Annotated in this window: 25 protein-coding genes and 2 tRNA genes; 5 read left to right on the plus strand and 22 right to left on the minus strand. The window is 67.8% G+C overall.

The features are described 5' to 3' along the window. The first annotated feature begins 162 nt into the window (after nucleotides 1-162). Nucleotides 163-414 carry a hypothetical protein gene (locus tag ABNQ38_RS26740; protein ID WP_377808870.1) on the plus strand — a complete coding sequence of 84 codons (252 nt, stop codon included), beginning with the start codon at nucleotides 163-165 and terminating at the stop codon, nucleotides 412-414. On the opposite strand, the gene ABNQ38_RS26745 is transcribed toward ABNQ38_RS26740, so the two are convergent. Continuing rightward, nucleotides 398-2,575: an ATP-binding protein gene (locus tag ABNQ38_RS26745; protein WP_377808871.1), complete on the minus strand. Its 2,178-nt coding sequence runs from the start codon at nucleotides 2,573-2,575 to the stop codon at nucleotides 398-400. The two genes, ABNQ38_RS26740 and ABNQ38_RS26745, sit on opposite strands and share 17 nt — an antisense overlap. Nucleotides 2,576-2,745: 170 nt before the next feature. Continuing rightward, on the minus strand, nucleotides 2,746-3,525 hold the full coding sequence (locus tag ABNQ38_RS26750) for a molecular chaperone (protein WP_377808873.1): 780 nt from the start codon (nucleotides 3,523-3,525) through the stop codon (nucleotides 2,746-2,748). A gap of 290 nt (nucleotides 3,526-3,815) precedes the next feature. Here ABNQ38_RS26750 and ABNQ38_RS26755 point away from each other — a divergent pair, with 290 nt between their 5' ends. Next, nucleotides 3,816-4,205 carry a carboxymuconolactone decarboxylase family protein gene (locus ABNQ38_RS26755; RefSeq protein WP_377808874.1) on the plus strand — a complete coding sequence of 130 codons (390 nt, stop codon included), beginning with the start codon at nucleotides 3,816-3,818 and terminating at the stop codon, nucleotides 4,203-4,205. Nucleotides 4,206-4,211: 6 nt separating this feature from the next. On the opposite strand, the gene ABNQ38_RS26760 is transcribed toward ABNQ38_RS26755, so the two are convergent. Beyond that, nucleotides 4,212-4,499, minus strand: a complete 288-nt coding sequence (locus tag ABNQ38_RS26760) for a hypothetical protein (RefSeq protein ID WP_377808875.1) — start codon at nucleotides 4,497-4,499, stop codon at nucleotides 4,212-4,214. Nucleotides 4,500-4,619: 120 nt separating this feature from the next. Beyond that, on the minus strand, nucleotides 4,620-5,288 hold the full coding sequence (locus ABNQ38_RS26765; protein ID WP_377808876.1) for an XRE family transcriptional regulator: 669 nt from the start codon (nucleotides 5,286-5,288) through the stop codon (nucleotides 4,620-4,622). Between the two features lie 93 nt (nucleotides 5,289-5,381). Between ABNQ38_RS26765 and ABNQ38_RS26770 the strand changes: the two genes are divergently transcribed. After that, the gene (locus ABNQ38_RS26770) at nucleotides 5,382-5,591 is read left to right on the plus strand and encodes a helix-turn-helix transcriptional regulator (RefSeq protein WP_109047246.1); all 210 of its coding nucleotides are present in this window, start codon (nucleotides 5,382-5,384) and stop codon (nucleotides 5,589-5,591) included. A 73-nt stretch (nucleotides 5,592-5,664) separates the two neighbouring features. Here ABNQ38_RS26770 and ABNQ38_RS26775 read toward each other — a convergent pair whose 3' ends face one another. The 10 genes from ABNQ38_RS26775 to ABNQ38_RS26820 all read right to left on the minus strand — a co-directional run bounded on the left by ABNQ38_RS26775 (nucleotide 5,665) and on the right by ABNQ38_RS26820 (nucleotide 14,608). Continuing rightward, the gene (locus ABNQ38_RS26775) at nucleotides 5,665-6,600 is read right to left on the minus strand and encodes a ribose-phosphate pyrophosphokinase (RefSeq protein WP_109047245.1); all 936 of its coding nucleotides are present in this window, start codon (nucleotides 6,598-6,600) and stop codon (nucleotides 5,665-5,667) included. A 202-nt stretch (nucleotides 6,601-6,802) separates the two neighbouring features. Next, nucleotides 6,803-7,570, minus strand: coding sequence for a peptidoglycan editing factor PgeF (pgeF, locus tag ABNQ38_RS26780; protein WP_377808877.1), 768 nt, complete (start codon nucleotides 7,568-7,570; stop codon nucleotides 6,803-6,805). 143 nt (nucleotides 7,571-7,713) lie between these two features. Next, nucleotides 7,714-8,847 carry a class I SAM-dependent methyltransferase gene (locus ABNQ38_RS26785; RefSeq protein WP_377808878.1) on the minus strand — a complete coding sequence of 378 codons (1,134 nt, stop codon included), beginning with the start codon at nucleotides 8,845-8,847 and terminating at the stop codon, nucleotides 7,714-7,716. 4 nt (nucleotides 8,848-8,851) lie between these two features. Next, nucleotides 8,852-9,673 (minus strand): prolipoprotein diacylglyceryl transferase, encoded by an 822-nt coding sequence (gene lgt, locus ABNQ38_RS26790; protein WP_377808879.1) that lies wholly within the window; start codon nucleotides 9,671-9,673, stop codon nucleotides 8,852-8,854. A gap of 11 nt (nucleotides 9,674-9,684) precedes the next feature. Further along, nucleotides 9,685-10,671: an ADP-glyceromanno-heptose 6-epimerase gene (rfaD, locus tag ABNQ38_RS26795; RefSeq protein ID WP_377808881.1), complete on the minus strand. Its 987-nt coding sequence runs from the start codon at nucleotides 10,669-10,671 to the stop codon at nucleotides 9,685-9,687. 128 nt (nucleotides 10,672-10,799) lie between these two features. Further along, a complete protein-coding gene (gene leuA, locus ABNQ38_RS26800) occupies nucleotides 10,800-12,497 on the minus strand; it encodes a 2-isopropylmalate synthase (protein WP_377808882.1) in 1,698 nt (565 codons plus the stop codon). A gap of 255 nt (nucleotides 12,498-12,752) precedes the next feature. Then, the gene (locus tag ABNQ38_RS26805) at nucleotides 12,753-12,902 is read right to left on the minus strand and encodes a hypothetical protein (RefSeq protein WP_377808883.1); all 150 of its coding nucleotides are present in this window, start codon (nucleotides 12,900-12,902) and stop codon (nucleotides 12,753-12,755) included. Nucleotides 12,903-12,920: 18 nt separating this feature from the next. After that, nucleotides 12,921-13,643 carry an LrgB family protein gene (locus ABNQ38_RS26810; RefSeq protein WP_174474659.1) on the minus strand — a complete coding sequence of 241 codons (723 nt, stop codon included), beginning with the start codon at nucleotides 13,641-13,643 and terminating at the stop codon, nucleotides 12,921-12,923. Further along, complete coding sequence (locus ABNQ38_RS26815; RefSeq protein ID WP_377808885.1) at nucleotides 13,640-14,035, minus strand: CidA/LrgA family protein; 396 nt, start codon at nucleotides 14,033-14,035, stop codon at nucleotides 13,640-13,642. The genes ABNQ38_RS26810 and ABNQ38_RS26815 overlap by 4 nt, the downstream gene beginning before the upstream one ends. Before the next feature lie 123 nt (nucleotides 14,036-14,158). After that, a complete protein-coding gene (locus tag ABNQ38_RS26820; RefSeq protein WP_098739305.1) occupies nucleotides 14,159-14,608 on the minus strand; it encodes a pilus assembly protein TadG-related protein in 450 nt (149 codons plus the stop codon). 364 nt (nucleotides 14,609-14,972) lie between these two features. On the opposite strand from ABNQ38_RS26820, the gene ABNQ38_RS26825 reads away from it, so the two are divergent. After that, nucleotides 14,973-15,164 (plus strand): hypothetical protein, encoded by a 192-nt coding sequence (locus tag ABNQ38_RS26825; protein WP_377808886.1) that lies wholly within the window; start codon nucleotides 14,973-14,975, stop codon nucleotides 15,162-15,164. Nucleotides 15,165-15,234: 70 nt separating this feature from the next. Beyond that, nucleotides 15,235-16,575, plus strand: coding sequence for a PAS domain-containing protein (locus ABNQ38_RS26830; protein WP_377808887.1), 1,341 nt, complete (start codon nucleotides 15,235-15,237; stop codon nucleotides 16,573-16,575). Here the strand turns inward: ABNQ38_RS26830 and egtB are convergent. The 8 genes from egtB to ABNQ38_RS26870 form a co-directional block, all read right to left on the minus strand. Beyond that, the gene (gene egtB / locus ABNQ38_RS26835) at nucleotides 16,499-17,872 is read right to left on the minus strand and encodes an ergothioneine biosynthesis protein EgtB (protein ID WP_377808889.1); all 1,374 of its coding nucleotides are present in this window, start codon (nucleotides 17,870-17,872) and stop codon (nucleotides 16,499-16,501) included. The two genes, ABNQ38_RS26830 and egtB, sit on opposite strands and share 77 nt — an antisense overlap. A gap of 228 nt (nucleotides 17,873-18,100) precedes the next feature. After that, a complete protein-coding gene (rpmG, locus tag ABNQ38_RS26840; protein ID WP_012974790.1) occupies nucleotides 18,101-18,268 on the minus strand; it encodes a 50S ribosomal protein L33 in 168 nt (55 codons plus the stop codon). A 157-nt stretch (nucleotides 18,269-18,425) separates the two neighbouring features. Continuing rightward, a complete protein-coding gene (locus tag ABNQ38_RS26845) occupies nucleotides 18,426-20,042 on the minus strand; it encodes a S41 family peptidase (protein WP_377808890.1) in 1,617 nt (538 codons plus the stop codon). A gap of 343 nt (nucleotides 20,043-20,385) precedes the next feature. Then, the gene (gene rnr / locus ABNQ38_RS26850) at nucleotides 20,386-22,536 is read right to left on the minus strand and encodes a ribonuclease R (protein ID WP_377808891.1); all 2,151 of its coding nucleotides are present in this window, start codon (nucleotides 22,534-22,536) and stop codon (nucleotides 20,386-20,388) included. 64 nt (nucleotides 22,537-22,600) lie between these two features. After that, nucleotides 22,601-23,209 (minus strand): hypothetical protein, encoded by a 609-nt coding sequence (locus ABNQ38_RS26855; protein ID WP_377808892.1) that lies wholly within the window; start codon nucleotides 23,207-23,209, stop codon nucleotides 22,601-22,603. A 7-nt stretch (nucleotides 23,210-23,216) separates the two neighbouring features. Then, entirely contained in the window at nucleotides 23,217-24,296 is a 1,080-nt protein-coding gene (aroC, locus tag ABNQ38_RS26860) for a chorismate synthase (RefSeq protein WP_377808893.1), read from the minus strand. Nucleotides 24,297-24,432: 136 nt separating this feature from the next. Next, nucleotides 24,433-24,507 (minus strand) — tRNA-Thr (locus ABNQ38_RS26865). 36 nt (nucleotides 24,508-24,543) lie between these two features. After that, a tRNA-Thr gene (locus ABNQ38_RS26870) sits at nucleotides 24,544-24,618 on the minus strand. Nucleotides 24,619-24,772 lie beyond the last annotated feature (154 nt).

The raw sequence follows: 24,772 nt of genomic DNA on the forward strand, positions 1-24,772 counted from the left end.
GATCCGGCCGGACGCTTGGCGAAAAGGCCGCATCCGTCCAGCGGATGGCGGCCTTTTTTCGTATGTCGACATAATTCCGGCGTGGACGGAAGGAAGGCTGGTCGCCGGCGGCGGCGGGCACAAACTTGTTGGGCATTCCGCTATCGACGCGAGGCCCCAGCCATGCTGTCACGCGACCCAGAACGGCGCGCAGCCGCCAGCCGTGAGCAGACCGATCGCCGTACGGTTCAGTCCGATTTCGATCCCGACACCGAGTCCGGCGACCGGCCGCTGACGCCGGGCGAAGTCAACGCGATGTGGAAGCTGAACCGGCTGGAGCAGCCGACCTTCGACGATCTGACCCGTGGCCTGTGCCTTGGCCTGGTGTGGTGCATGGCGCTGTGGACGCCGATGTTCGTCAGCGCGCTGACCTGATCCCGTCCGCCGCACCGCCGCCCGATCCGGTCCGGGTCAGCGACCGGATTCGCGCCGCCAGCTGGTCGGGGGTGAAGGGCTTCGCCAGCACCGATGCGGTGTCGGCGCCCATGGTGGCCAGCGATTCGGGGCTGTAGCCGGAGGCCAGCAGGACCCGCAGCTGCGGCCAGTGCTCGCGGATGTGGCGGGCAAGGTCGATCCCGGAAACGCCGCCCGGCATCACGACGTCCGACACCACAAGATCGAAATTGCGGTCGGTCTCCAGCAGAGCCAGCGCCGTGACGCCGTCTTCCGCGGTCTCGACCGAGAAGCCTTCCTGGGTCAGTCCTTCCACCGTCGCCATCAGCACCAGCGGATTGTCCTCCACCACCAGGATGCGCAACGGGCGGATGTCCGCGACCGGGGCCGCCGGGACTGGGGCCGGCTCCTCCGGCCGGGCGTCGGTCAGCGGCAGGTCGATGCACACATGTGTGCCCTCGCCGGGCCGGCTATCAATGGTGGCGATGCCGCCGGACTGGCGGGCGAATCCATAGACCATCGACAGGCCGAGCCCCGTTCCCTTGCCGACTCCCTTGGTGGTGAAAAAGGGGTCGAAGGCGCGGGCCATCACGTCGGGCGGCATTCCGGCACCGGAGTCGGAAACCTCGATGCGGGCGGTGCGTGGCTCTGGACCGGGCGCGGCGGCGATGCGGATTCGGCCGCCGCCGGGCATGGCATCGCGGGCGTTCAGCACCAGATTCAGCACTGCCATTTCCAACTGAACCTGATCGACGGCGACCGCCATCGCCTCCGGGGCGATGTCCCACTCCAGCACGACGTCCGCCCGAATGGAGCGTTCCAGCAGGTCGGCCATCCGGCGCAGGCTTTCGCCCAGATCGACCACCGTCGGGTTGACGGCATCCTGGCGCGAAAAGGACAGCAATTGCCGTGTCAGCTTCTCCGCCCGCTCCAGTGCGGTCCGCGCCCCGCCCAGGAAGCGTTGGCCGTCGGCCGGCAGATGGCGGGCCAGCAGATGCAGGTTGGCGAGTGCTGCGGTCAGCAGATTGTTGAAATCATGCGCCACCCCGCCGGTCAGCTGGCCCAGCGCCTCCATCTTCTGGCTCTGGCGCAGCGCCTCTTCCAGCCTTTCGCGGTTGCGCACTTCGTCCGCCCAGCGCCGGACCGCGGCGTTTTCGGAGGCGGCGCGGCTGTAGGCGAGCCAGGCGATGAGTGCCAGCGCCAGCGTTGCCGGGGCGACAAAGGCGGCGTCGAGCGCCATGTTCCGCCACCAAGACCGGGTGACCTGCGTCCCATCCAGCCCATAGACGACGTAGATCGGGAAGGCGCCGACCCGCTTGTAGGCGAACACGCGCTCCAGGCCCTGCACAATGCTGTTGCCGGTGCGGAAAACTCCCTCGTCCGGCTGGCGGCGGATCTCGGCGCGCAGGCCGCGGTCGGCCGGCAGGGTCGGCAGAGCCGCGTTCGGCCGCGTCGGGTCGAGGGTCGGGAAGCGCATCAGCATCGCACCGTCGTCGCGGATCAGCGCGATGGATTCCCCTTCGGTGCCGATGATCCGTCGGTAGTAGCTGGCGAAATAGTCCGGATTGACGATGGCGGCGATCATCCCGTCGAAACTGCCATCGGGGCCGCCGGGGCTGCTGCGGCGCCGGCTGATGCCGAAGCTGGGCTTGCCGCTGGTGGGGTCGACGACAGGGCCGGCGATGAGCAGGCCGGAGTCCTGTTCGCGCTGCTCCCGGAAATCCGCGCGGTCGCCGATGTAGCTGTTGCGTGCGGGGAAGACGAGGCTGGAATTGCGCACGAACCCGTCGGGATCGGTCAGGCCGATGGCGCCGATCTGCTCAAGCTCGCCTTCCAGGGTCTTCAGATAGCGGTGCAGCGGCTCCGACTCGGCGATCTCGCGCCAGCTGCGTCCATGGATGCGCTCGTCCACCCGGTCCAGAACCTGGGACATGGTGTCGAACACCTTCAGCACATGCTCGTGCAGGATCAGGGCGTTCTTGCTGCTGTTCCGCTCGGCCTCGTTCTGAGCCTCCCACCGCTCGCGCCAGCCGATGCCGGCGAACAGCACGAGGGGCAACGCGACCGACACAGCCAGCAGCAGGCGCAGAAGGCGCAGGGCCCCCCTGCGGTCGGTCTGACTGTCGAGGTTGCGAACGGGCATCACCAACCATTGCCAGGAATAAGGAACCGTACCGGCCATCGGCGGCACAGGACAGACCACTGGGCAGACCGCTGGTCGAACCCCGTTCCGGTCACCATGGCCGAAGCATCGAAGGGTGGGCAACTCTGACTTTAAGGCAAGGCGGCGATGGCGGATCGCAGTTCGGCCGTTTACGGATCGCAGGTGCAGGCGCGGGGAAAGCGCCCTTCCGTCCAGCGTCGGCGGCGGCGGACATCGGAACCGTCATCGGCCGGACGGGGCAGCCCGCACAGATCGCCCAGCCGGTCCCGCAGATCGTCGAGATGGGCATTTGTGAGGATAGCGATGCCGGCGAAGAAGGGTTCGCGGCACCGGGTTGCGACGCGGCTGCAGAAATCCGGCATCCAGCGCAGCGGGTGGCAGTCGAGGAAGCGGACGGCGTCGAGCGTGCGCCCGCGGTCGAGCAGCGCGGCCAGAACGGCCAGTTCCGGCGCGACATGGTCGTCCGGCAGCCGGTCCAGCGCCGGCAGGCGCAGTTCCACCTCCAGGCCGGTGCGCCAGCGCAGCAGGGAGGCGGCGGCCTCGTCCCGCAGGTTCTCCTCCAGCCACGAACCTTCGGTCGGACAGGCCCGCAGCCCGCCATTGATGTGGATGGCGGCGAAATCGGCGACCAGCGGGGCGAGGCTGCGGCGGGTGATCCGGTCCGGCAGATCGCTCACCACCTCGTCCACCAGGGCGGCGGCCTGCTGGGAGTCGTCGCGGTCGAGCGCCAGCGGACCGCGGCCGACCGGGTCGCGCCGCAAGGTCTCCAGCAAGGCGGCGGTCGGTTCTTCGGCATGCAGGCGAACCAGAAGACGCAGGCCCTGGGATGAGGCGGCCAGATCGAGGGTATTGGGAACGGGGGCACTTGCGATGCCGGCACCATCCTGACGACGGGGCGGCAAGGCGGCCTCTAGAACCGTGCTGTCCACGCTGTTCCTCCCAGCATTCGGGCCGGATCGGACATGTGCCGGGGCCGGGCCGCATGGGAACGCTGCACGAATGGATTTCGTGTCTTATGGATTTCTTCCAGCGCCGCGGCTTCCGGGCGGATTGTTCGTCCGAACGTTTGCGCGATCTGTTGCAAGTCTCTACTACCAGCGGGACAAGCATCGGTCAACTTGGCCGATGGACGGGGGAAAGACGTGGACGGGCTGTTGCCTTGCGACACGATGTCCTGCCTTATCGCAAGTCACCGTCCCCCGCAGGAGTTCCCGCCACCATGCCGCTTCCCCTGATCGAACAGGCCGATGCCACCCCGGAGGTCCGCGCCGTCTACGACGACATCAAGGCGGCGCGCAACGTCCCTGACGTGAACAATTTCTGGAAGGCGGTCGCCCACCATCCGCCGACCCTGGCACGGACCTGGGAAAGCCTGAAGGAGGTGATGGCGCCCGGTGCGCTCGACCCGCTGGTCAAGGAAATGATCTTCGTCGCGGTCAGCGTCACCAACAACTGCCAGTACTGCATCCGCTCGCACGAAGCGGCGGCGCGGCGTCTCGGCATGACCGACGCGCAGTTCGGCGAACTGATTGCGGTGGTGGGCATGGCGAACGAGACCAACCGCCTTGCCGTCGGTTATCAGGTCGAGTTGGACGAGCGGCTGAAGTGAGCCGCATCAGGCGGCACGCGGCAGCGCCCGTGCCGCCTCGTCCGGTCGGCGCTGGGGCAGGCGGCGCTGGGGCAGGCCGTTGATCAGGTCGCTGCGAACGGTGAAGTGGGCGGTGCTGCGGCCGTCGCCCAACTCTTCACTGGCGATGCGCTCCACCCGCACCTCCACGTCCCAGCCGATGTTGGCCCAGGCGGTGCGGATGCGGCGGGCCAGTTCGTGGGCGCCGCGCTCGCTGAAGCTGTCGAGCCGCCCGCCCGACGGGCCGGGATGGAAGCGCGGATAGAGCTGGGGCATGGCCTTGTCTCCTCGATCGACTGTGGGGCGCCGGAGATATCCGTCGCTTCGCCGAACGAAAAAATAGTCCAAACTGGATTATTTTATCCAGAAAAAGCCGATACCATTGCGGTATGTCGCTCAGGGCTCCTGCAAGCCGACCACGGTGTGCAGGGTGTCGATCTCTTCCAGCGGAACGGGAAACTCACGGTCGGCCGGCCGGTATTCGCGCAGGATCACCATGTCGGGGCCTCGCCGTACGAACTCCTTCACCAGCACCGCCTTGTTGCATTTGACCACCACCACCCCGGACCCTGCCGCCGGCGGCTTGTGCGGGTTGACATGTAGAAGTTGGGCCGGGCGGAAACGCGGCATCATCGAGTCGCCGACCACATACATGGCGTAGGGATCACGCGCGTTCTTCAGGTAATCGGGCCGTGCGATCCAGTCGATGGGACCGTCTTCCAGAAACATTTCCTGATCCACGCCGCCGCGCGCTGCCGCCCGCACCGGCATCGAGGCCGCAGCCTGCGCCTGCGGAAGCGGTGCTGTGCGGAGGAGCGGCGGAAGCGACGGGCGGGCTGGGCGCATGGAAGCCGTCTGGGCCGTCGCGGCGGCCGGCCCGTCGAGACCGAGCAGAACCGCCGGCTCGACGCCCAACGGCCCGGCCAGCTTGACCGCCCAGTCGACGGTCAACTTGCGCTGGCCGGTTTCCAGCTTGTTGATCTGTGGCTGGGAGGTGCCGGCCATCTCGGCCAGCTTTTCCTGGCTCAGCCCGGCGGCCTGCCGCAGTTCGCGCATTGTGGTCATGCGCCGTTCATACCAAAACGGCTTCGGAAAGTCCATCGCAACGGAATAAATCCAGTTGCGCGCAGAAGCCTGCCTGGTCTAAACCATTGCGGTATGACGCTTGACGATTGGCTCAACCGGACCGCAACCAAGGAAGAGGCCTTTGCCGCCCTGATCGGGACGAGCCAGGCAACGGTCAACCGTTACCGCCATGGCCGCCGCGTTCCCCGTCCCGCCGTGATGGCCCGAATTGCCGCCGCCACCGGCGGACAAGTGACGGCGAACGACTTCCATGGGCTGGGTGACGGGCAGGGAGCGGGGTGATGGAGCAAAACGCGCGCAACAAAAAAAGGCCCTATCCCGGTGGGAAAGGGCCTTTCCTGTAACGCTGCCGCTCTTACGAGAACAGGCTCGACACCGACCGCTCCTCGCTGATGCGCATGATGGCCTCGGCGAGCAGAGGGGCGATGGTCAGCTGACGGATGTTGCGCGACACGCGCACCGCCTCGGTCGCCTGGATGCTGTCGGTGGTGACCAGCTGCTCCAGCGGCGACACGGCGACGCGGGCGACCGCACCGCCGGACAGGACGCCGTGGGTGCAGAAGGCGTGGACCGACTTGGCACCGGCTTCCATCAGGGCGACGGCGGCGTTGCACAGCGTGCCGCCCGAGTCGACGATGTCGTCGATCAGGATGCAGCGGCGGCCGTCGGCATCGCCGATGATGTTCATCACCTCCGACACGCCGGCGCGCTCACGCCGCTTGTCGATGATCGCCAGATCGGCGTCCAGGCGCTTGGCCAGCGCGCGGGCGCGCACCACGCCACCGACGTCCGGCGACACAATGGTGACCTCGCCGATGTTCTCGAAGGACTGGCGGATGTCCTTCTCGAAGACCGGGGCGGCCATCAGGTTGTCGGTGGGGATGTCGAAGAAGCCCTGGATCTGCCCAGCGTGCAGGTCCATCGTCAGCACGCGGTTTGCGCCGGCCTGTGTGATCAGGTTGGCGACCAGCTTGGCCGAGATCGGCGTGCGCGGGCCGGTCTTGCGATCCTGGCGGGCGTAGCCGTAGTAGGGGATGACCGCCGTGATGCGCCGGGCCGACCCGCGCCGAAGCGCATCGATCGTCACCAGCAGTTCCATCAGGTTGTCGTTGGCCGGGAACGAGGTCGACTGGACGACGAACACGTCCTCGCCGCGCACGTTCTCCAGGATCTCGACGAAAACCTCCATGTCGGAGAAACGGCGGACGCTGGCTTTGGTCAGCGGCACGCCGAGACAGGTGGAGATCGCCTCGGCCAGCGGACGGTTGCTGTTGCCGGCAAGCACCTTCATCGGGGTCGGCTCTCTTTGCAGGGAAACGGCTCAAGGCACGTTCGCCGCTTGCGCGCCGGCGCCCCTTGAAAACGGGGCGGACCATAACAAAGGGTCGGCCCCATGTAAACGTTCCATGACGGTCGGGTCTTCCCCCATTGGGGAATGCCGCCCTGCGCGGGCGGCATGACCATGGCCGTTCCGCCCACCCGTTCGCGCCGTTTCAGTTCTGCAGGACGATGGCCGAAAGGCCGCGGCCGTAATCCGCCTCTCCCCGAAGGCAGGAGCGGCGGTAGCTGAAGAAGCGGTCTTCCTCGGCCACCGTATCGTTGGGGCAGCGCTGGATCACCGTGACGCCAGAGTCGCCCAACCGGCGGGTGACGTAGGCCGCCAGATCGAACAGGAAATGGCCGGGCTTGCGCGCTGGGGCGAAGTAATCGCGGTTGCGGGTATCCTCCTCCTCGAACGGGGTCGGGAATTCCGGCCCCACCTCGTAGGAGCGCTGGGCGATGCAGGGACCGATGCAGGCGACGATCCGGTTCGGCTTGGCGCCCAGCTCGACCATGCGGGCGACGGTCGCCTCGATGACGCCGCCCTTGGCGCCCTTCCAGCCGGCATGGGCGGCGCCGATCACCCGCGCCTTGCTGTCGGCGAACAGGACGGGCGCGCAGTCGGCGGTCAGGATGCCCAGCGCGATTCCCGACTGCCGGGTCGCCATGGCATCTGCCTTCGGCGCGGTTTCCGGCGTCCAGGGCTCTTCCACCACGACGCAGGTCGGGCTGTGGACCTGATAGCAGGTGATGAGGTTGGCGGGCGTCACTTCCATGCGCGCGGCGGCACGGGCGCGGTTCTCATGCACGGCCGCGGCGGAGTCGTTGGACCCCAGCCCACAGTTCAGCGAGGCGTAGAGCCCTGTGGACACCCCGCCGGTGCGGGTGAAAAAGGCGTGTCGGATGTGGGTGATGTCGTTCAGCGCGCCGAGTGTGATCACGAACGCCGTCCTTCCCTGTTCTGTGGCCCCCCGTGCCCGGCAATTATGCCCGACAGGGCAGGGGACGCGATGCACGGTCCGCCCGGATTGTGTTTCTGGCGGTTATGGTGCGGTGTCTCTGACCCGGTTTCCGCGTCCGCCGGTCAGAAGCCGGCCGGGGGAGAATCGGCGAAGGCTCCGGGCGTGGCGAACGCGACCAGTTTGAACAGCCTGCCCATTTGCGCGGGATCGATCAAGCGGTCCAGCGCGCCGCGGATGTCCTGCGCCTGGGCCGGGCGGGCCTTCGCCGCCAGGGCGGATGCGCGTTGGCGGATGCCCAGCCGGGTCAGCCATTCCCCCTGTTCGACCACGCCGAAGGATTGGGCGCCGCCCTCCCGCGCCGCGGCGGCGATTGCGGCGAAATCGACATGGGCCGTCAGGTCGGCCTCGCCCGGCGCTTCCAGCACCGGGGCATAGGCATGGCGCCGCATCGCCTGCAGCGTGTCGCCGACCGCCGGCCCGTGGGCGTAACCATAGTCGATGGCCAGCGCCGCACCGGGGGCTGCGGCCAACCGGGTGCCGATCAGCCGCGCCACCGCCTGCGAGGCGGGAGAAACTTCGACGACGCTGCCGTCGGGCGCCTCGCGCAAAGCATCCGGTACCAGCCGGTTCCCGGAACTGCCGAAGGCCTCCAGCACGAAGCGGAAGCGCGGATCGTCCTCGGTGCTGGCGGGCTCGACATCGACCAGCCGCTCGAACCAGCCATAGTTTGTCTTCTGCACCTGACGGATCGGCAGGGCGTCGAAGAACTCGTTGGCGATCAGGACGGTCGGGCCGTCCGGCACATCGTCCAGCCGGTCATGCCAATGGACCGCGTCGCCCAGGATGGGGTGCAGCGTCTGGCGCTGGCGCTCCCGCAGGGATGGGCTTGTTTCCACCAGATGGACGGTGACGTTGTCGCGGAACAGCGGCAGCACCGCCGCCGCCCGCAGCACGTCGGCCATCAGCGTGCCGCGGCCGGGACCCAGCTCCACCAGATGGAAGGGGCCGGGACCGCCCAGCCTTGCCCAGCTGTCGACGCACCAGAGCCCGACCAATTCGCCGAACATCTGGCTGATTTCCGGCGCGGTGGTGAAATCGCCGCCGCTGCCGAACGGATCGCGGCGCATGTAATAGCCGAAGCGCGGATGGCCCAGCGCCTCCGCCATGAAGGCGCCGACGCTGATCGGTCCGTCCATCACGATGCGGCGGGCCAGAAGGCGGGCCAACGTTTCCGGACCGGCGCTTTCGTCCGACATGGCGTCAGGCCGGGATGGCATGACGCCGGCCGCGCAGGACCAGCCAAAGGCCGATGGCTACCATCGGCAGCGACAGCAGCTGCCCCATCGTGGCGCCGGCGAACAGGAAGCCCAGCTGCGGGTCGGGCTCGCGGAAGAACTCGACCGTGATGCGCGACAGGCCGTAGCCGATCAGGAACAGCCCACCGATCGTGCCCGGCCGGTTGCGCAACGCCGGGCTGCGGATGGCAATCGCCAGGAGGATGAACAGGACCACGCCCTCCAGCGCCGCCTCGTAAAGCTGGCTCGGGTGGCGCGGCACCTGCAAAGGATCGCGCGGGAACACCATGGCATAGGCGAAATCGGGCGCCGGCCGGCCATAAAGCTCGCCATTGATGAAGTTGGCGATGCGGCCGAAGAACAGCCCAATGGGCGCACAGGCGGCGATGATGTCGCCGAAGACGAAGGGCGAGATGCCGCGCCGCCAGCAGAACAGCGCAATCGCAGTCAGAACGCCGACCATGCCGCCGTGGAAGGACATGCCGCCATGCCAGACCTGAACCGCGTCCAGTGGGTTTTCCAGATAATAGGGCAGGTTGTAGAACAGCACATAGCCGAGCCGCCCGCCCAGGATGGTGCCGATCACCGCCCAGGTCAGGAAGTCGTCGAACTCCTCGGGGTTCGGCCGGCGGTCGGGATCGAGCCGCGCCAGCCCCAGGCAATAACGCCAGCCCAGCACGAAGCCGGCCAGATAGGCCAGCGCATACCAGCGGACGACGACCGGGCCGACGGAAAAAGCGACCGGGTCGATGGTCGGGAAGGCCACGACAGGCAGGGTGGCGAGCATAGGAACTCCGGTCAGCGATACGGGTCGGGCTGCGACAGGAAATCCTGCACATAGCGCCGGACACCCTCTTCCAGCTCGGTGAAGGGCTGGTCGAACCCGGCGGCGCGCAGGCGATCCGTCGTCGCCTGCGTGAAATATTGGTATTTGCCGCGCAGATGCTCGGGCATCTCGAAGTACTCAATCCGGGGGGGCAGCCCCAGCGCGGCGAAAGTCGCCAGCGCCAGATCCTTGAAGCTGCGGGCCTTGCCGGTGCCGACGTTGAACAGGCCGCTGACGTCGGGATGGTCGTACAGCCACAGCATCACCGCGACGCAGTCGTCGACGTGGATGAAGTCGCGCAACTGGCCGCCATCCTCGAAGCCGTCCTTGTGCGACTTGAACAGGCGCGCCGGCTGGCCGGCCGTCAGCTGCGGATGCAGCTTGGCGATCACGCTCATCATATCGCCCTTATGGGCTTCGTTCGGGCCGTAGACGTTGAAGAATTTCAGCCCGGCCCATTGCGGCGGCACGAGGTCGCCGCCGGCAACGGCGCGGGCGATGCGGCGGTCGACCAGATGCTTGGACCAGCCATAGGCGTTCAGCGGCCGCAGCCGCGCCAGCCCGTCGCAGGAGCCGTCATCGTCGAAACCGGCGGAGCCGTCGCCATAGGTCGCGGCGGAGGAGGCGTAGAGCAGCCGGCAGCCGCGCCAGGAACACCAGCGCCACAGCTCCAGCGTCAACGCGACGTTGTTGGCGACGATCTTGTCGACGTCCCGCTCGGTGGTGGCGGAGATGGCGCCGAGATGGAAGACGGTGTCGATTTCGGCGGCGTGCTGGTCGAGGAAGGCCAGCGTCTGCTCGGGCGGCACCAGGGCCGCGACCTCGCGCTTGGCGAGGTTCTGCCACTTCTCGCCCTCGCGGAAGCGGTCGACGACCGCCACGTCGGTGATGCCGCGCGCAGCCAGAGCCGCGACAAGGTTGGACCCGATGAAGCCGGCCCCGCCGGTGACCACGATCATAGCGCTGTCCGCTGTTGCTCTAGCGTTTCGTGGGGACTTATAGGCGGACGGGACGGTGGGGGCAAGTTAATGGCCCTCTTCCTCCTGCTCGCGAGAACCGGAGGAAGAGGGCCGCAACCGATGAACCCTTAGCGCGTCGCGCGGTTGGCGGCGCTGACCAGCGCCCGCAGCGAGGCGGTCACGATGTCGGCGTCGATGCCCACGCCGAACAGGGTCTTGTCGCCGGTCTTCACCTCGACATAGGCGCAGGCCTGGGCGTCCTCGCCGGAGCCGATGGCGTGCTCGCGGTAGTCGACGACGTGCAGGTCGGTGCCGCAACCCTGGCGCAGGGCGTCCAGGAAGGCGTCGATCGGACCGTTGCCCTTGCCCTTGGTGGTGATGATCTCGCCGTTGCGGCGCATCACCACGCTCATGGCGCGGGCGCCGGAGTTCGGACCGCGCGGCTCGGTCGAATGCTCCACCAGTTCCAGCGGCCTGTCGGCGTCCAGATACTCGGTCTTGAAGGCGGTATGGATGTCGGCGGGCGACAGTTCCTTGCCGGTCTCGTCGGCGACGCGCTGCACGACCTTGGAGAACTCGATCTGCAGGCGGCGCGGGATCTGCAGGCCGTAATCCTTTTCCAGCACATAGGCGATGCCGCCCTTGCCGGACTGGCTGTTGATGCGGATCACCGCCTCATAGCTGCGGCCCAGGTCCTGCGGGTCGATGGGCAGGTACGGGACCTCCCACTTGCCGGTGTTGGACTTGGTCAGCGCCTTCAGCCCCTTGTTGATCGCGTCCTGGTGCGAGCCTGAGAAGGCGGTGAACACCAGTTCGCCGGCATAGGGGTGGCGCGGGTGGACCGGCAGCTGCGTGCAGTATTCGGAAACGCGGACGATCTCGTTGATGTCGTCGATGTTCAGTTCCGGATCGACGCCCTGGGTGAACATGTTCAGCGCCAGCGTGACGACGTCGACGTTGCCGGTGCGCTCGCCGTTGCCGAACAGGGTGCCTTCGACGCGGTCGGCTCCGGCCAGCAGCCCCAGCTCGGCCGCGGCGACGCCGGTGCCGCGGTCATTGTGCGGATGCAGCGAGATGATCGCCGACTCGCGGTTCTTCATCGTCTTGCAGAACCACTCGATCTGGTCGGCATGGACGTTCGGCATCGACATTTCGACCGTCGAGGGCAGGTTCAGGATGATCCTGCGCTCGGGCGTCGGCTGCCAGACCTCCATCACCGCCTCGCAGATCTCGACGGCGAAATCCAGTTCGGTGCCGGTGAAGCTCTCCGGCGAGTATTGCAGGACGATCTCGGTTTCCGGGGTCTCGTCGGCCAGCTGCTTGATCAGCTTGGCACCCTGGACGGCGATGTCGACGATGCCCTGGCGGTCCAACCCGAACACGACGCGGCGCTGCAACTCCGAGGTGGAGTTGTACAGATGCACAATGGCGCGCTTGGCCCCCTTGATGCCTTCGAAGGTGCGGCGGATCAGCTCCTCGCGCGCCTGGGTCAGCACTTGGATGGTGACGCCGTCGGGGATCTTGTTGCCGTCGATAATCTCGCGGCAGAAGTCGAAATCGGTCTGCGACGCGGCGGGGAAGCCGACCTCGATCTCCTTGAAGCCCATGCGCAGCAGCAGGTCGAACATGGCGCGCTTGCGGTCCGGCCCCATCGGCTCGATCAGCGCCTGGTTGCCGTCGCGCAGGTCGACCGAGCACCACATCGGCGCCTTGTCCAGGGTGCGCGACGGCCACTGGCGGTCGGTCAGCTTTACCTGGGGGAAGGGGGCGTACTTGGACGGGGACTTCGGCAGGCTCGGGATGTTGGTTTGGGTCGCGGTGCTCATGGCGTCGTTCGGCTCCAGTGGCGGCCCCGGGCCCGGCAGTCTGTGCGGGCGGGGCGGCGGATTGGATTTTGAAAGGCGGAGGGACCGGCGAGGGGTACGGCCGCGGAGCCGCCGGAAGTGGCTCAGCGACCGTCGGTAAGTCGCAGTCCCGGCCCCGGCCGGGCGACGCCGATACCGGCGCCTTTGAAAACATCGCTCATGGAACAGACACTTCGACCGATGGAAATGGTGTGCGAACGCGACAAACCCGGACGCTTAAAGCGCCGGGCCGAGAAGTCGAAGAAGGGCGTTCTGCAGGTCGATGGTGTTCATGGGCCGCACTGTGCGCAGGTGCGGCATGGCTGTCAAGCCCGGATCGGCGAAAAACGGACTGCGGGATGCACCAACCATCGCCACCCCTTCCATCCTCTCCATCCTCACGCGTCAGCCCCAGATCAGGTGGTACAGCGTCGGCAGCAGCAACGCCGTCGCCAGCCCGTTCAACCCCATGCCCAACCCGGCGAAGGCGCCCGCCACCTCGTTGACCTGCAAGGCGCGGGCGGTTCCGATGCCATGCGCCGCCACGCCCATGCCGAAGCCGCGGGCGCGCCAGTCCTTCACCCGCACGAGGTTCAGCACCCAGGTGCCGAGGCTGGCGGCGACGATGCCGGTGATGATGACGAACACCGCGGTCAGCGACGGCAGGCCGCCGATCTGCTCCGACACGCCCATGGCGATGGGGGAGGTGACGGATTTCGGCGCCATCGACAGGATGGTCGCCTTGCTGCCGCCGAACGCCCAGACCAGCGCCACGGCGCTCAGCGCCGAGGCGGCAGATCCCACCAGCAGCGCCACCACCAGCGCCACGGCCGAGCGGCGAACTTCTTGGAACTGGTTGTAGAGCGGGATGGCGAGTGCCACCGTGGCTGGGCCGAGCAGGAAATGGACGAACTGCGCGCCGTCGAAATAGGTGCGGTAATCGATGCCAGACAGGCTGAGCGTTCCGGCGATCAGGACGACGGCGATCAGCACCGGGTTCAGCACCGGGCGTCGTCCGAGCTTTTCAAAGACCCACAGGCCGATCTGGTAGGCGACCAGCGTCAGCGTCAGCCCGGCCAGCGGGCTGGCGGACAGGTAGACCCAGATCTGGTGAAGATCGGCGCTCATGCCCGATCTCCCTTGGCCGGCTCTCCTGCCGCCGGTTCCTCCTCCAGCCGCGGATCGGTGCGGCTCAACAGGAAGGCCATCAGCTTCGCCGTCACCGCGATGCCGAACAGAGTGCTGCCGAACAGGGCGGCGACGATAGGCAGAGCCTCGGTCTCCAGGCGGGTGACATGGACCATCACCCCGACGCCGGCCGGCACGAACAGCAGCGACAGGTGGCGCAGGAGTCCGCCTGCGGTGTCCTGCACCGTGTCCGGCACGCCGCCGCGCAGCAGCAATCCGGCGAACAGCAGCAGCATGCCCAGCACTGGGCCGGGAACCGGCAGGTGCAGCAGGCGGGCAGCCAGTTCGCCGGCAAGTTGGCAGAGCAGCAGGAGCGTCAGGGTTCCGAGCATCGCGGACTCCGATGGAAGGGGCGCTGTGCGTCCCTTCTACCGCAGTTGCGAAATCACCGGGCTGCATTCCGCGAATGCGAGCGTCGCGAATCGGCGATGAGGCCCGTTCAGAAAATGGGGGAGTTATTGCAGCTTGCTGCGGACGTGCTGGCCGCGGCGGACGATGGACTGCGCTTCCACCGTCACCTCTTTCTTGCCGAACAGACGCAGGAAGATGGCGTTGACAGTGGCGTGGGCGCTGACCGTCAGGGTGCCGGCGGCGGCATCCTCGGCAATCGTCAGGGGCGACAGGTTCGATCCGAGGAAGCCGTTGGGGAAGGCCTTGTCGAAGAAGCTGCGGATGTGTCCGTCGCGCTGCGAGTCGAACATCACGCGCCCGCCGGCCAGCGCGGCGGCATCGACCGCCTGCGACAGCCGGGCTTCCACCGCATAGCTGCGCAGAGCATCGACGGTGCAGCCGGCACCCAACGCGGTCGGGATGGCAAGGATCAGGGCGACCACCAGAAGCAGGTGACGACCCGTCCGCCGGTCTTCGTGCCCGCCATAGGGCAGGGGACGATAGACCAAAGTCATTGCCGGCCTCCCAAGCAATTGCCTATGCGGAAAGGAGTGTTTTCATTGGATGCATCACTCTTAGCATCATCCGACAAGCAGGCAAACCAAGAAATGCAGGTGAAGGACAGCAAAAATCGCGGCGCAAGTTGTTATGTATTTTACGCAAAGGCGGTAACCCAAATTCGCGGATGCGGCGGCAAAGGGTAGAGGCGTCCGCAGGGGGCGTGAAGCGCTGTCTCGACTTTAAAAACCTTCGTGAAACGCCGCTGTGCCGAGTCAAAGGTGAGTCAAGCGGTACTCTCCGGCACCGGGTTAAGGGCTTGTTCGTAATCGCCGTCGGTAGGCTGGACCAAGTCCCACTCCCTCCAGACCGGAGCTGCCAATGCCGTTCTTTCCGTCTCCTGCCCGTGACCGTTCCAACGGACGCTGGCCGACCCGGTCGCTCCTGGACAATGCGCTGGCTGTCGCGGCGGTGGCGCTTCTGCTGGTCGGCCTGTCGGGCGAGGTGCGCGGTGCGCTGGCCGGCCTGATGGTCGAGGTGGAGGGCACCTGGACCATCGTCCCGATGCACTGAACACGCGTGCGGCTTCTCCGTTTCCCCTCTGCCCGCTAGACTCCGGGGGCAATGATGGGGAGACGGCCCGATGAGGGGCGGAGTTTGGCGCGTGGTGATGCTGGGGCTGGCCGTGACGGCGGCCGCGCTGGTGTTTCTGGGCGTGGAGATCACACAGTTGGCGGCGGACGACCGAACCGCCTTCACCCGCGGACTGGCGATCTGCGGGCTCGGACTTTTGTCGGTGTGGTTCGTCTTCTCGCGACTGTCGCGCCATTTCCGCGACCTCGACCGCCTGTCCGACAGGCTGTCGGGCGCCCGCAACAGGGTCGATCTCGAACCGATGTCCGGCGAACTGGCGCGCTTGGCCGAGGCGGTCAATCTGGCCCGCGGCGGCGAGCGCGGGTTGGGTGAGGGGCCGCTGGGCAGCGGGCGCATCGACCGGGCCTTGCGGGCGGCTCTGGCCCTGTCCGACGATCCCTTGCTGATTCTCGACGAGCAGGGGCGGGTGGAGCAGTTGAACCCTGCCGCGGCCCGCCTGCTGGGTGTGGAGGAGGGTGCCGACATCGGCAAGTCGCTGCTTCGTGACGATCTGGCCCGTGCCATGGAGCGGGCGTGCGGCGGTGGTGCTCCCGTCACCGCCGTGCTGCGCCGGACGGAAGACGGCGAACTGTCGGCGCGGGTGGCCGATCTGGGGCTCAGCGCCGGTGTTCTGCTGTCTTTCCCCGCCCGCGGCATGGCCCACGCCGCCGGCCTCAGCGGCAAGCGCACGCTCAGCCTGCGCCCGGCCCAGCCCGCCACCCCGCTTGGCGACGAGGAACCGTTGGCCGCCCTGCCGTTCGTTGCGCTTTGGGTGGCGACGGCGGGGGTGGAGGCTGACGGCGGTCCGGTGATCGCGGTCGGCACCGTCCGGCTGGTCGGGTCGCGCATCTTTCCGACCGTGTCGCTCGCCCTGCTGATCGACCCCATCGAACCGGTACCGGCCGAGGCGGCGGCCCGTCATGGCATCGGCACCGCCATGGTGGCGGGGGAACGCCCCTTTGCCGCGGTGTGGCCGGCGATCCAGGAGGCGCTGCACAACTGCATCGCCGTCGGCATCGGCATCGACTCGGCAATTGCGGCGCTGGCACGGTCGGCAGCCCTGGCCGGCATCGCCGAACCGGCGCTGCCGCCGACGCTCGACCTCGGCGCGCTGGCGGCAGCGCTGGACCCGGCCCTGGCCGGTGCATCGCCCGACCGTTTGGCGGAGGCCTTCGCCTTGCCCCGCCACCCACGCAACGGTCCCCAGGGCGAGGCGCGGGCCCAGGCCGAGCTTGCCGTCGCGCTACTCTCCCGCCTGACAGCACGCGGAGTCGTCACTCAGGGGCAGGCGCGGGCGTTGATCGCCGGCGGCGACGCGCCGCTGGCGCCGGCACATCCTCCGCCAGCCTGAACCCGCTCATCGACAGCCGGGTCTCTGGACGCAGGTAATGGCGCGTCCACGGGCCGGCATGGTCGAAGGGTGTGAGGCAACTGCCGCCGCGCAGCACCATGCGGTTGCTGGCGAGCCGGCCATTGACCGCCTCGTCCAGAGCCGTCTTGTCCCCGGCGTGGGGGCGGCGGTAGCCGGGATATGTCGTGAAGGCGTCGGCGGTCCATTCCCACACGTCGCCGCACATCTGCCAGGGGCCGGTGCCATGGCATGTGCCGGCGCGGGGATGGCGGTGGCCGGTGCCCAACAGGTTGCCCATGCTGTCGCAGCCGGCGGCGACCGCTTCCCATTCCGCCTCCCGCGGCAGGCGCTTGCCGGCCCAGCGGGCATAGGCGTCGGCCTCGTACCAGCTGACATGGCAGACCGGCTCGTCGGGATCGAGCGGCTGCATGCCATAGAGGGTAAAAACTTGCCAGCGGCTGCCCGACTCGGAGTCGCCGCGCTGCCAGTAGAGCGGGGCGCTCCAGCCTTCGGCCTTTGCGACCCCCCAACCATCGGACAGCCAGAGGGAGCGGTCGCCGTAACCGCCGGCCTCGATGAAGGCGAGATAGTCGCCGCAGGTCACCGGGCGGGCGGCCAGCCGGTAGGGCTCCAGCCAGACGCGGTGGCGCGGGCTCTCATGGTCGAATCCGGGCAAGGGCATCGGTCGGCCGACCTCGACGAGGCCGCCTGGCTGCTCCAGCCATCCGTTGGGTGGGGCACCCAGATGCGGGTGTTCGGGCGCCTGCTCGTAGGCCGGACGCAGCGGGTTGCTCCACAGGGCATGCTTGATATGCAGCAGCATGCGCTCCTGATGGCGACGCTCGTGGGCGATGGCCATCATCAGCGCCGATTCGGCAGAGTCCCAAAGCCCGTCGTCGATGCCGTCGATCAGGTGCAGCACCGTGGCGTTGATCTGGTCGCGATGGCGCATGATCTCGGCCGCCGTCGGGCGCGACAGAACGCGGGTGGGCGTGACGCCGTCATTGCTGTTGGCGGCGAACAGGTCGAGGAAGGCCGGGTCTGCCGGCCGATAGCCGGGGCTGAAGGGAAGCAGCACCGCGACCTCGAACAGCCAGCTGGTGTGGGCAAGATGCCATTTCGCCGGTGCGCCGTCCGGAACGGTCTGCACCATCTGGTCTTCCGGCGACAGGGTGGCGACCAGTTCGGCTGTGCGGGCACGCGCCTTCTGGAATCGGGTGGCGAGGGACTGCCGGCGTTCGGTGAGGGATTGCGCGGCGGTCGGACCTGCGCTCAGGATGGGATGTGTGTCGGGCACGGGCGGTCCCTCCGAAATCCGGATCTCTTCGGAGAGTGTCCACCCTGAACGCCCCTTTTGGAATGCATGCATCCGTGGTGGAACGGTCACCGCAAATAGCGGCTGCGACCGGACGCCGCATCTGCAACGGCCGATAAAAGGCACCGGCGATGCATGGAGCCAAAAGCGAAAAGGCCGCCTGGAAGGCGGCCTTGTTCACTTGAAGCACAGCTCAGTGTCGGACAAGACTTACTTGATCTTGGCTTCCTTGAACTCGACGTGCTTGCGCGCCACCGGGTCGTACTTGCGGAACGACAGCTTCTCGGTGGTCTTCTTCGGGTTCTTCTTCTTCACGTAGAAGAAACCGGTGTCAGCCGTGCTCACCAGCTTGATGAGGACGGTGTTCTGCTTGGCCATGATCTCGATCCCGACAAAAAATCCGTGCCCCGCCGGCCCGGCGGGGGCGGCGTCGTAGCGGCGGAAAATACCGTCTGACGCCGCAATGTCAAGCCCTATGGGCGGTGAATCTGGCGTCCGACGGCGATTGCCACAGCGACGCCCCCCGAAATGGCGGTTAGCGCTCCGCCACCGTGTTGACCACGGCGGTGGCGACGGCGCGCTGGTACAGCCCCGGCTCGGCCAGCAGGCGCATGGCGACCTTCAGGTCCAATTCCGGCTCGTGCTCCTTCCACGGGCAGGCTTCGCGCAGGGCGCTCAGCGCATGCTCGTCGTCGGCCGCCTTGGACCGCCAGCTCGCCACCTGCGCCGGGCGCAGCCGCCCCTCGCGCAGGTCGGACAGCAGGGCCTCCGGATCGGTCTGGCCGGCCCGGCTGGTGCAGACGGTGGGCTGGACGCCCTGGCGGTGCAGGGTATAGCCGGCCGGGGTGTAGATGCGGCTCCAGGTCAGGAACAGCTCGCCGTCGTTGGGAAGGCGGTTGACCGTCTGGACGCTGCCCTTGCCATAGCTGGAGGCGCCGACCACCACCGCGCGGCCCGAGTCCTGCAGAGCCGCCGCCACCACCTCCGCCGACGAGGCGGAGCGGCCGTCGACCAGCACCACCAGCGGCAACCCGTCGAGCAGGTCGTCGGGATTGGCGTCGAAGCGCTGACGGCTTTCGGGGTTGCGTCCTTCGGTGGAGATGATCCGGCCGCGGCGGATGAACAGGTCGGCGACCGCGACCGCCTGGTCCAGCAGACCGCCCGGATTGCCGCGCAGGTCGAGAACCATGCCTTGCAGCGTCGGCCCCGCCGTCTGACGGATGGAGGTCACTGCCGACCGCAGGCTGGAGGCCGTGGTGGCGTTGAAGCGGTCGAGCTTGACGATGCCGACATCGCCGGACAGCGAATAGGTGACGGTGTTCGGTACCACCCGCTCGCGGCGCAGCGGCAGCCGGCGGGGGGCGCCATTGTCGCGGGCGACGGTCAGCGTGACCAGTGTGCCGGTGGGACCGCGCAGCCGCTCGCGCATGTCCGCCGCGCTCATCCGTGTCGTCAGGTCACCATCGATGGCGAGAAGCTGGTCGCCGTCGACGATGCCGACGCGCTCGGCCGGGCTGTGCGGCATCACGTCATGCACGATGACGCGACCGTTGGATGTGGTGTCCAGCGAGAGGCCGACGCCGCCATACCCTTCGCGTTGGGCGCGTTCGTTGCTGGCGCGCTGGACACCGGTGTAGCGGGAATAGCCGTCGAGATCGGCGGTGACGCCGTCGAACACCACCTGATACAGCCGCTCCGGCGTCGCTTTCGCCAGAGTCGGGGAGTAGACACGGGCGCGGTCGATGATGCGGGTGGTCAGAACCGCCCAGCCGGCGGCGTCGCCATCGGCAGCGGTACCGTACTCCGCCGCCATGGCGCCCGACACGTACAGGCGTACGGTGCTGCCGGCATGCTCCACCGTCACCGACGGATCGAGCGCGGTCAGCCCCTTCAACCCGTCCATTCCCAGGCGGTTGAAGGACACCGGCTCCAGATAGACCTCGGCGATCTTGGCGAAGCCGACGGAGAAAACCTGTTCGGTCACCGGCTGCGGCGCGGTGTTCGCGGCCTGCGGAGTCCCGGCGAGAGCGGTGGTGGCAAGAAGGGCTGCGGTGGAAAACTGGAAGGCCAGATGACGGAGCGGGCGGCTGAAGCGGCGCGCCACACTTGAAATCAGGGCGCCCGATAGGGCGGAGATCCGAAAAGACGGCACGTGGGACGGTGCATTCTGATCGCACACGCCGTGATCGCACACGCTGTGATCGAACTGGGCCATGGGGCGAACCGCGGCCTCCCTTTCCTGCAGCCGGACCGGAGGAGGATGTTCCCGATCCCGGATGGGTGATAGATACACCTTCGTTCAGGAGGGCGGGCGGGACAAAATTGCGGGCCGCACCACAATGTTGCGGAATGTCCAACCCTGTGTCGCCAAGGCCACGCTTGTATGGCGGCGGTACCCTGAAACCGTGGTCTGCCCACGAGTCGCCTCCCGGCCAGCCTCCCGGCTCAAGCGTTGCCATTCTGCAACGGGTCTGGGGTCGCCCTCCCGTCAGGCCTTAGTTCGCCAGCCGGAAAAGTGTGCTGCCACTGACCGGATCGGCCTCCACCAGCACCACCTTGACCTGGCTGCCGAGGCGGTACGTGCGCCCCGTACGCTGCCCGACCAGGGCGTGCGCGGCCTCGTCATGGTCGTACCGGTCGTCGGGCAGGCTGCTGGCCGGAACCAGCCCGTCGGCGCCGCTCTCGTCCAGCCGCACGAACAGCCCGAAGCGGCTGACGCCGGAGATGCGGCCGCTGAAGCGGTCCCCGATGCGGTCGGCCAGGAAGGCGGCGGTATAGCGGTCCACCGCGTCGCGCTCGGCGGTGGCGGCGCGGCGTTCGGTGCCGGACAGATGGTCCCCGATCTCGGCCAGCCGGCCCAGCGTCTCGTCGTCCAGCCCACCAACACCCAGCCCCAGCGTGCGGATCAGCGCACGGTGGACGATCAGGTCGGCATAGCGGCGGATCGGCGAGGTGAAATGGGCGTAGCGGTGCAGCGCCAGCCCGAAATGGCCGATGTTGTCCGGGCTGTAGGCCGCCTGGGCCTGGGCGCGCAGGACCACCTCGCTGACCAGCGTTGCGTGCGATGTCCCTTCCACCTTGCGCAGGATACGGGTGAAGTGGTCGGGCGTCAGGTCGGCGCTCTTGGTCAGCGGGTGGCCGATCCCGGCCAGGAAACCGCGTAACGCCTCCATCTTCTCCATCGAGGGGCGGTCGTGGATGCGAAAGAGACCGGGCATGGTGCGCCGCTCCAGCACCTCCGCTGCCGCGACGTTGGCGGCGATCATGAACTCCTCGATCAGCCGGTGGCTGTCGTGGCGCTCGCGTCTGGCGATCTCGGCGACCCGGCCGCGTTCGTCGATGTGGACGCGGCGCTCGGGCAGGTCCAGTTCCAGTGTGCTGCGCTTGGCACGGGCGGCGGCGAGCCGGGCATAGGCGCCGAACAGCGGGGCGATCACGCCGTCGGCGAGCGGCCCTGTCACCTCGTCCGGCCGGCCGTCGTGGCAGTCCTGCACCTGCTCATAGGTCAACCGCGCCGCCGACCGCATCAGGCCGCGCACCAGGCGATGCCGGATCAGCACACCGTTGCGGTCGATCCACAGGTGGAAGGCCAGACAGGCGCGATCCTCCCCCGGTCGCAGCGAGCACAGGCCATTCGACAGCGCTTCCGGCAGCATCGGCACGACGCGGTCGGGGAAATAGACGGAGTTGCCGCGCTCGTAGGCGGTGCGGTCCAGCGCCGATCCGGGGCGCACGTAATAGGACACGTCGGCGATGGCGACGATCAGGTGCCAGCCGTCCGGATTCTCCGGATCGCTGTCGGCCTCCGCCCACACGGCATCGTCGAAATCGCGGGCGTCGGCGCCGTCGATGGTCACCAGCGGGATGTCGCGCAGATCCTCCCGCTGCATCAGCGCCGGCACCGCCGCCAGTTCCGCCTCGCGCAAGGCTGCGTGCGGGAAGACGGTGGGGATGCCGTGGGCATGGATGGCGATCAGGCTGAAGGCGCGCGGCTCGTCGGTGGAGCCCAGCCGCTCAACCACACGGGCCTGCGGCTGGCCGGCGCGTCCGGCCGGCAGGATGTCGGCGAAGACGAGGTCGCCCGGCTCGGCATCGCCGCGGTTGGGCGGCAGCACCAGGAATTCGGTCTTGTGGCGGCGGTCGGTCGGGAGGATGCGCCCGCCATCGGCGCTCGGCCGGTAGACGCCGAGGATGCGGCCCTCGCGCTCCCCGTCGATGCGGCGGATGACACGGGCTTCGTAGAGGCGGTCGTTGATGCGGGCAAGCTTCGCCAGCAGCGTATCGCCGACCACCAGCGGCTTCTCCTCTCCCCGCGACTTCCTCTCCGGCAGCAGGAAGATGCGCGGCGGGTTGCCCTCGCCGGTCCAGGTCAGCGGCCGGGCGGCAAGCTCGCCGTCCGCATCGACACCGGTGACCAGCAGCACCGCGACGGCGGGCAGGGACTGCGGCGGGGCCATGCGCTTGTTGCGCCCGCGCTCCACCGTACCGTCCGCCTCCAGCTCGCGCAGCAGATCCTTCAGCGTCTCGCGGTCGGCCGATCCGGACAGCTTGAAGGCGCGGGCGATCTCGCGCTTGCCGACGGGGGTGGTGCTGGACCGGATGAAGGCGAGGATGGCGTCCTTGCTGGGGAAATGGCTGTCGGTCACTGGGCGGGGGATCCGTCGGTTCTTGTCGCTGGCATGGCTATATAGGGATCACTCCGCATGGCGATCACTCCGGGCCGGGGCTCGTCGCCCAGCTGCGGCCAACCATCCCGCGGATGGCGTCGCTGCGCTCCAGCGCCTCGCGGAAGCCGGCCAGCGGAAAGCGGACCTCCGTCTTCACCCCGGCCGGCGACTGGCCGACGATGGAAACCTCCGGCGCCGGGGCGATCTTCTCCACCATGCGGCGGTTCAGGTCGGGATCGGTCATCGCGCAGGTGTTGGTTTCGAAGCGGAAGGGCTTGCAGGGGGAATCGGGCTTGAACACCGCCCGATCGGCCCAGACGCGGACCAACCTGTCCAAATTCAGCGATTCGGGGGAGACGCGGAAGCGCAGCCCCTCGCGCCAGCGTTCGGTCGAACGCAGCCAGACCAGCCGGGCGGTGCGGTCGTTGACGCCGCGGGCGGACAGCTCGCATTCGACCTGCCGTGTGCCGGACCAGAGCTGGCAGTAGAGCTTCCAGCTTTTGAAGCTCTCGTCGAACTCCCGGAACGGCTTGTCGTCCGCCATCGCCGCCGGAGCAACGGTAGAGATGGCGGCAAAGGCGACGGTGGCCAGCATCGCCAGGGCTGGGATCAGGCGCTGTCCGTGGCGGCGTCTGGGCATCTGGCCGGGCATTGGGTGGTCACTCCCGCCGTTCCGCCCGCCGGCGCAGCAGATGGTCGGCCAGGACGCAGGCCATCATCGCCTCGCCCACCGGCACGGCGCGGATGCCGACGCAGGGGTCGTGACGGCCCTTTGTCAGGATGTCGGTGTCGTTGCCGGCGGTGTCCACCGTCTGGCGCGGCGTCAGGATCGAGCTGGTCGGCTTGACCGCGAAGCGGACGACGATGTCCTGCCCTGTGGAGATGCCGCCTAGGATGCCGCCGGCATTGTTGGTCAGGAACTGCGGCTGGCCGTCCGGCCCCATGCGCATCTGGTCGGCGTTGTCCTCGCCGGTCAGTTCGGCGGCGGCGAAGCCATTGCCGATCTCGACGCCCTTGACCGCGTTGATCGTCATCATCGCGCAGGCGAGGTCGCTGTCGAGCTTGTCGTAGAGCGGGTCGCCCAGTCCCACCGGCACGCCGGAGGCCACCAGTTCGACCACCGCGCCGACCGACGAGCCGCTCTTGCGGATGCCGTCGAGATACTCGGCCCATTGGGTGGCGGCGACCGGGTCGGGGCAGAAGAATGGGTTGTTGCCGATCTCCGCCCAGTCCCAGCGGCTGTGGTCGATCTTGTGCGGACCGACCTGCACCAGCGCACCGCGCACCTGGATGGCGGACCCCAGCACCTTGCGCGCCACCGCACCGGCAGCGACCCGGCAGGCGGTTTCCCGCGCCGAGGAGCGGCCGCCGCCGCGGTAATCGCGGATGCCGTATTTCTGCCAGTAGGTGTAGTCGGCATGGCCGGGGCGGAATTTGCCGGCGATGTCGCTGTAATCCTTGGAACGCTGGTCGGTGTTTTCGATCAGCAGCGAGATGGGCGTGCCGGTCGTCTTGCCTTCGAACACGCCGGACAGGATCTTCACCTGGTCGGGTTCCTGGCGCTGGGTCGTGTAGCGCGACTGGCCAGGCCGGCGCTTGTCCATCCAGGGCTGGATGTCCGTTTCCGCCACGAGGTCGAGCAGCGACGGGCAGCCGTCCACGACGACGCCGATGGCCGGGCCGTGGCTCTCGCCCCAGGTGGTGAAGCGGAAAAGCGTGCCGAAGCTGTTGCCGGCCATGGTGACATCCTCCCGAAACGAACCCGCGCCGATAAATGACGTAGCGTCGATTTGCGCGGGTTTCTTGCGGCCTTTCGGCGGCAAGGTCAAGGAAGCGATGCGCTGATTTTAAGGGGGGAGTTTTAAAAGAGGGTAATGGTGCTGCCAGAGAGGATTGAACTCTCGACCTCTCCCTTACCAAGGGAGTGCTCTACCACTGAGCTACGGCAGCGCCAGATGCAGGCGCCTTGTGACAAGATCGGGAGAATGGTGCTGCCAGAGAGGATTGAACTCTCGACCTCTCCCTTACCAAGGGAGTGCTCTACCACTGAGCTACGGCAGCCCCGATAACCGATCATCGCTGGGGCGATGCGTCCGGGTGAGGCGTTCAGGCTTGACCGCCCCCCGAAGTGGCGCGGGTTATGCCACAGGCCTTTTGGGGATGCAAGCGCTTAAAATCACCTCGTCGCTCACTTTTTTTCGAGCCCGGACCGAGT

Origin of the sequence: Azospirillum sp. A29, assembly GCF_042604625.1 — a bacterium.
Classification (GTDB): Bacteria; Pseudomonadota; Alphaproteobacteria; order Azospirillales; family Azospirillaceae; genus Azospirillum; species Azospirillum palustre.

Coding starts and splice junctions, on each gene's coding strand:
- ABNQ38_RS26740 (WP_377808870.1), top strand. CDS start 163: ATGCTGTCACGCGACCCAGAACGGCGCGCAGCCGCCAGCCGTGAGCAG.
- ABNQ38_RS26745 (WP_377808871.1), bottom strand. CDS start 2,575: ATGCCCGTTCGCAACCTCGACAGTCAGACCGACCGCAGGGGGGCCCTG.
- ABNQ38_RS26755 (WP_377808874.1), top strand. CDS start 3,816: ATGCCGCTTCCCCTGATCGAACAGGCCGATGCCACCCCGGAGGTCCGC.
- ABNQ38_RS26760 (WP_377808875.1), bottom strand. CDS start 4,499: ATGCCCCAGCTCTATCCGCGCTTCCATCCCGGCCCGTCGGGCGGGCGG.
- ABNQ38_RS26765 (WP_377808876.1), bottom strand. CDS start 5,288: ATGACCACAATGCGCGAACTGCGGCAGGCCGCCGGGCTGAGCCAGGAA.
- ABNQ38_RS26770 (WP_109047246.1), top strand. CDS start 5,382: ATGACGCTTGACGATTGGCTCAACCGGACCGCAACCAAGGAAGAGGCC.
- ABNQ38_RS26775 (WP_109047245.1), bottom strand. CDS start 6,600: ATGAAGGTGCTTGCCGGCAACAGCAACCGTCCGCTGGCCGAGGCGATC.
- ABNQ38_RS26785 (WP_377808878.1), bottom strand. CDS start 8,847: ATGTCGGACGAAAGCGCCGGTCCGGAAACGTTGGCCCGCCTTCTGGCC.
- lgt (WP_377808879.1), bottom strand. CDS start 9,673: ATGCTCGCCACCCTGCCTGTCGTGGCCTTCCCGACCATCGACCCGGTC.
- rfaD (WP_377808881.1), bottom strand. CDS start 10,671: ATGATCGTGGTCACCGGCGGGGCCGGCTTCATCGGGTCCAACCTTGTC.
- leuA (WP_377808882.1), bottom strand. CDS start 12,497: ATGAGCACCGCGACCCAAACCAACATCCCGAGCCTGCCGAAGTCCCCG.
- ABNQ38_RS26805 (WP_377808883.1), bottom strand. CDS start 12,902: ATGGAAGGGGTGGCGATGGTTGGTGCATCCCGCAGTCCGTTTTTCGCC.
- ABNQ38_RS26810 (WP_174474659.1), bottom strand. CDS start 13,643: ATGAGCGCCGATCTTCACCAGATCTGGGTCTACCTGTCCGCCAGCCCG.
- ABNQ38_RS26815 (WP_377808885.1), bottom strand. CDS start 14,035: ATGCTCGGAACCCTGACGCTCCTGCTGCTCTGCCAACTTGCCGGCGAA.
- ABNQ38_RS26820 (WP_098739305.1), bottom strand. CDS start 14,608: ATGACTTTGGTCTATCGTCCCCTGCCCTATGGCGGGCACGAAGACCGG.
- ABNQ38_RS26825 (WP_377808886.1), top strand. CDS start 14,973: ATGCCGTTCTTTCCGTCTCCTGCCCGTGACCGTTCCAACGGACGCTGG.
- ABNQ38_RS26830 (WP_377808887.1), top strand. CDS start 15,235: ATGAGGGGCGGAGTTTGGCGCGTGGTGATGCTGGGGCTGGCCGTGACG.
- rpmG (WP_012974790.1), bottom strand. CDS start 18,268: ATGGCCAAGCAGAACACCGTCCTCATCAAGCTGGTGAGCACGGCTGAC.
- ABNQ38_RS26855 (WP_377808892.1), bottom strand. CDS start 23,209: ATGCCCGGCCAGATGCCCAGACGCCGCCACGGACAGCGCCTGATCCCA.
- aroC (WP_377808893.1), bottom strand. CDS start 24,296: ATGGCCGGCAACAGCTTCGGCACGCTTTTCCGCTTCACCACCTGGGGC.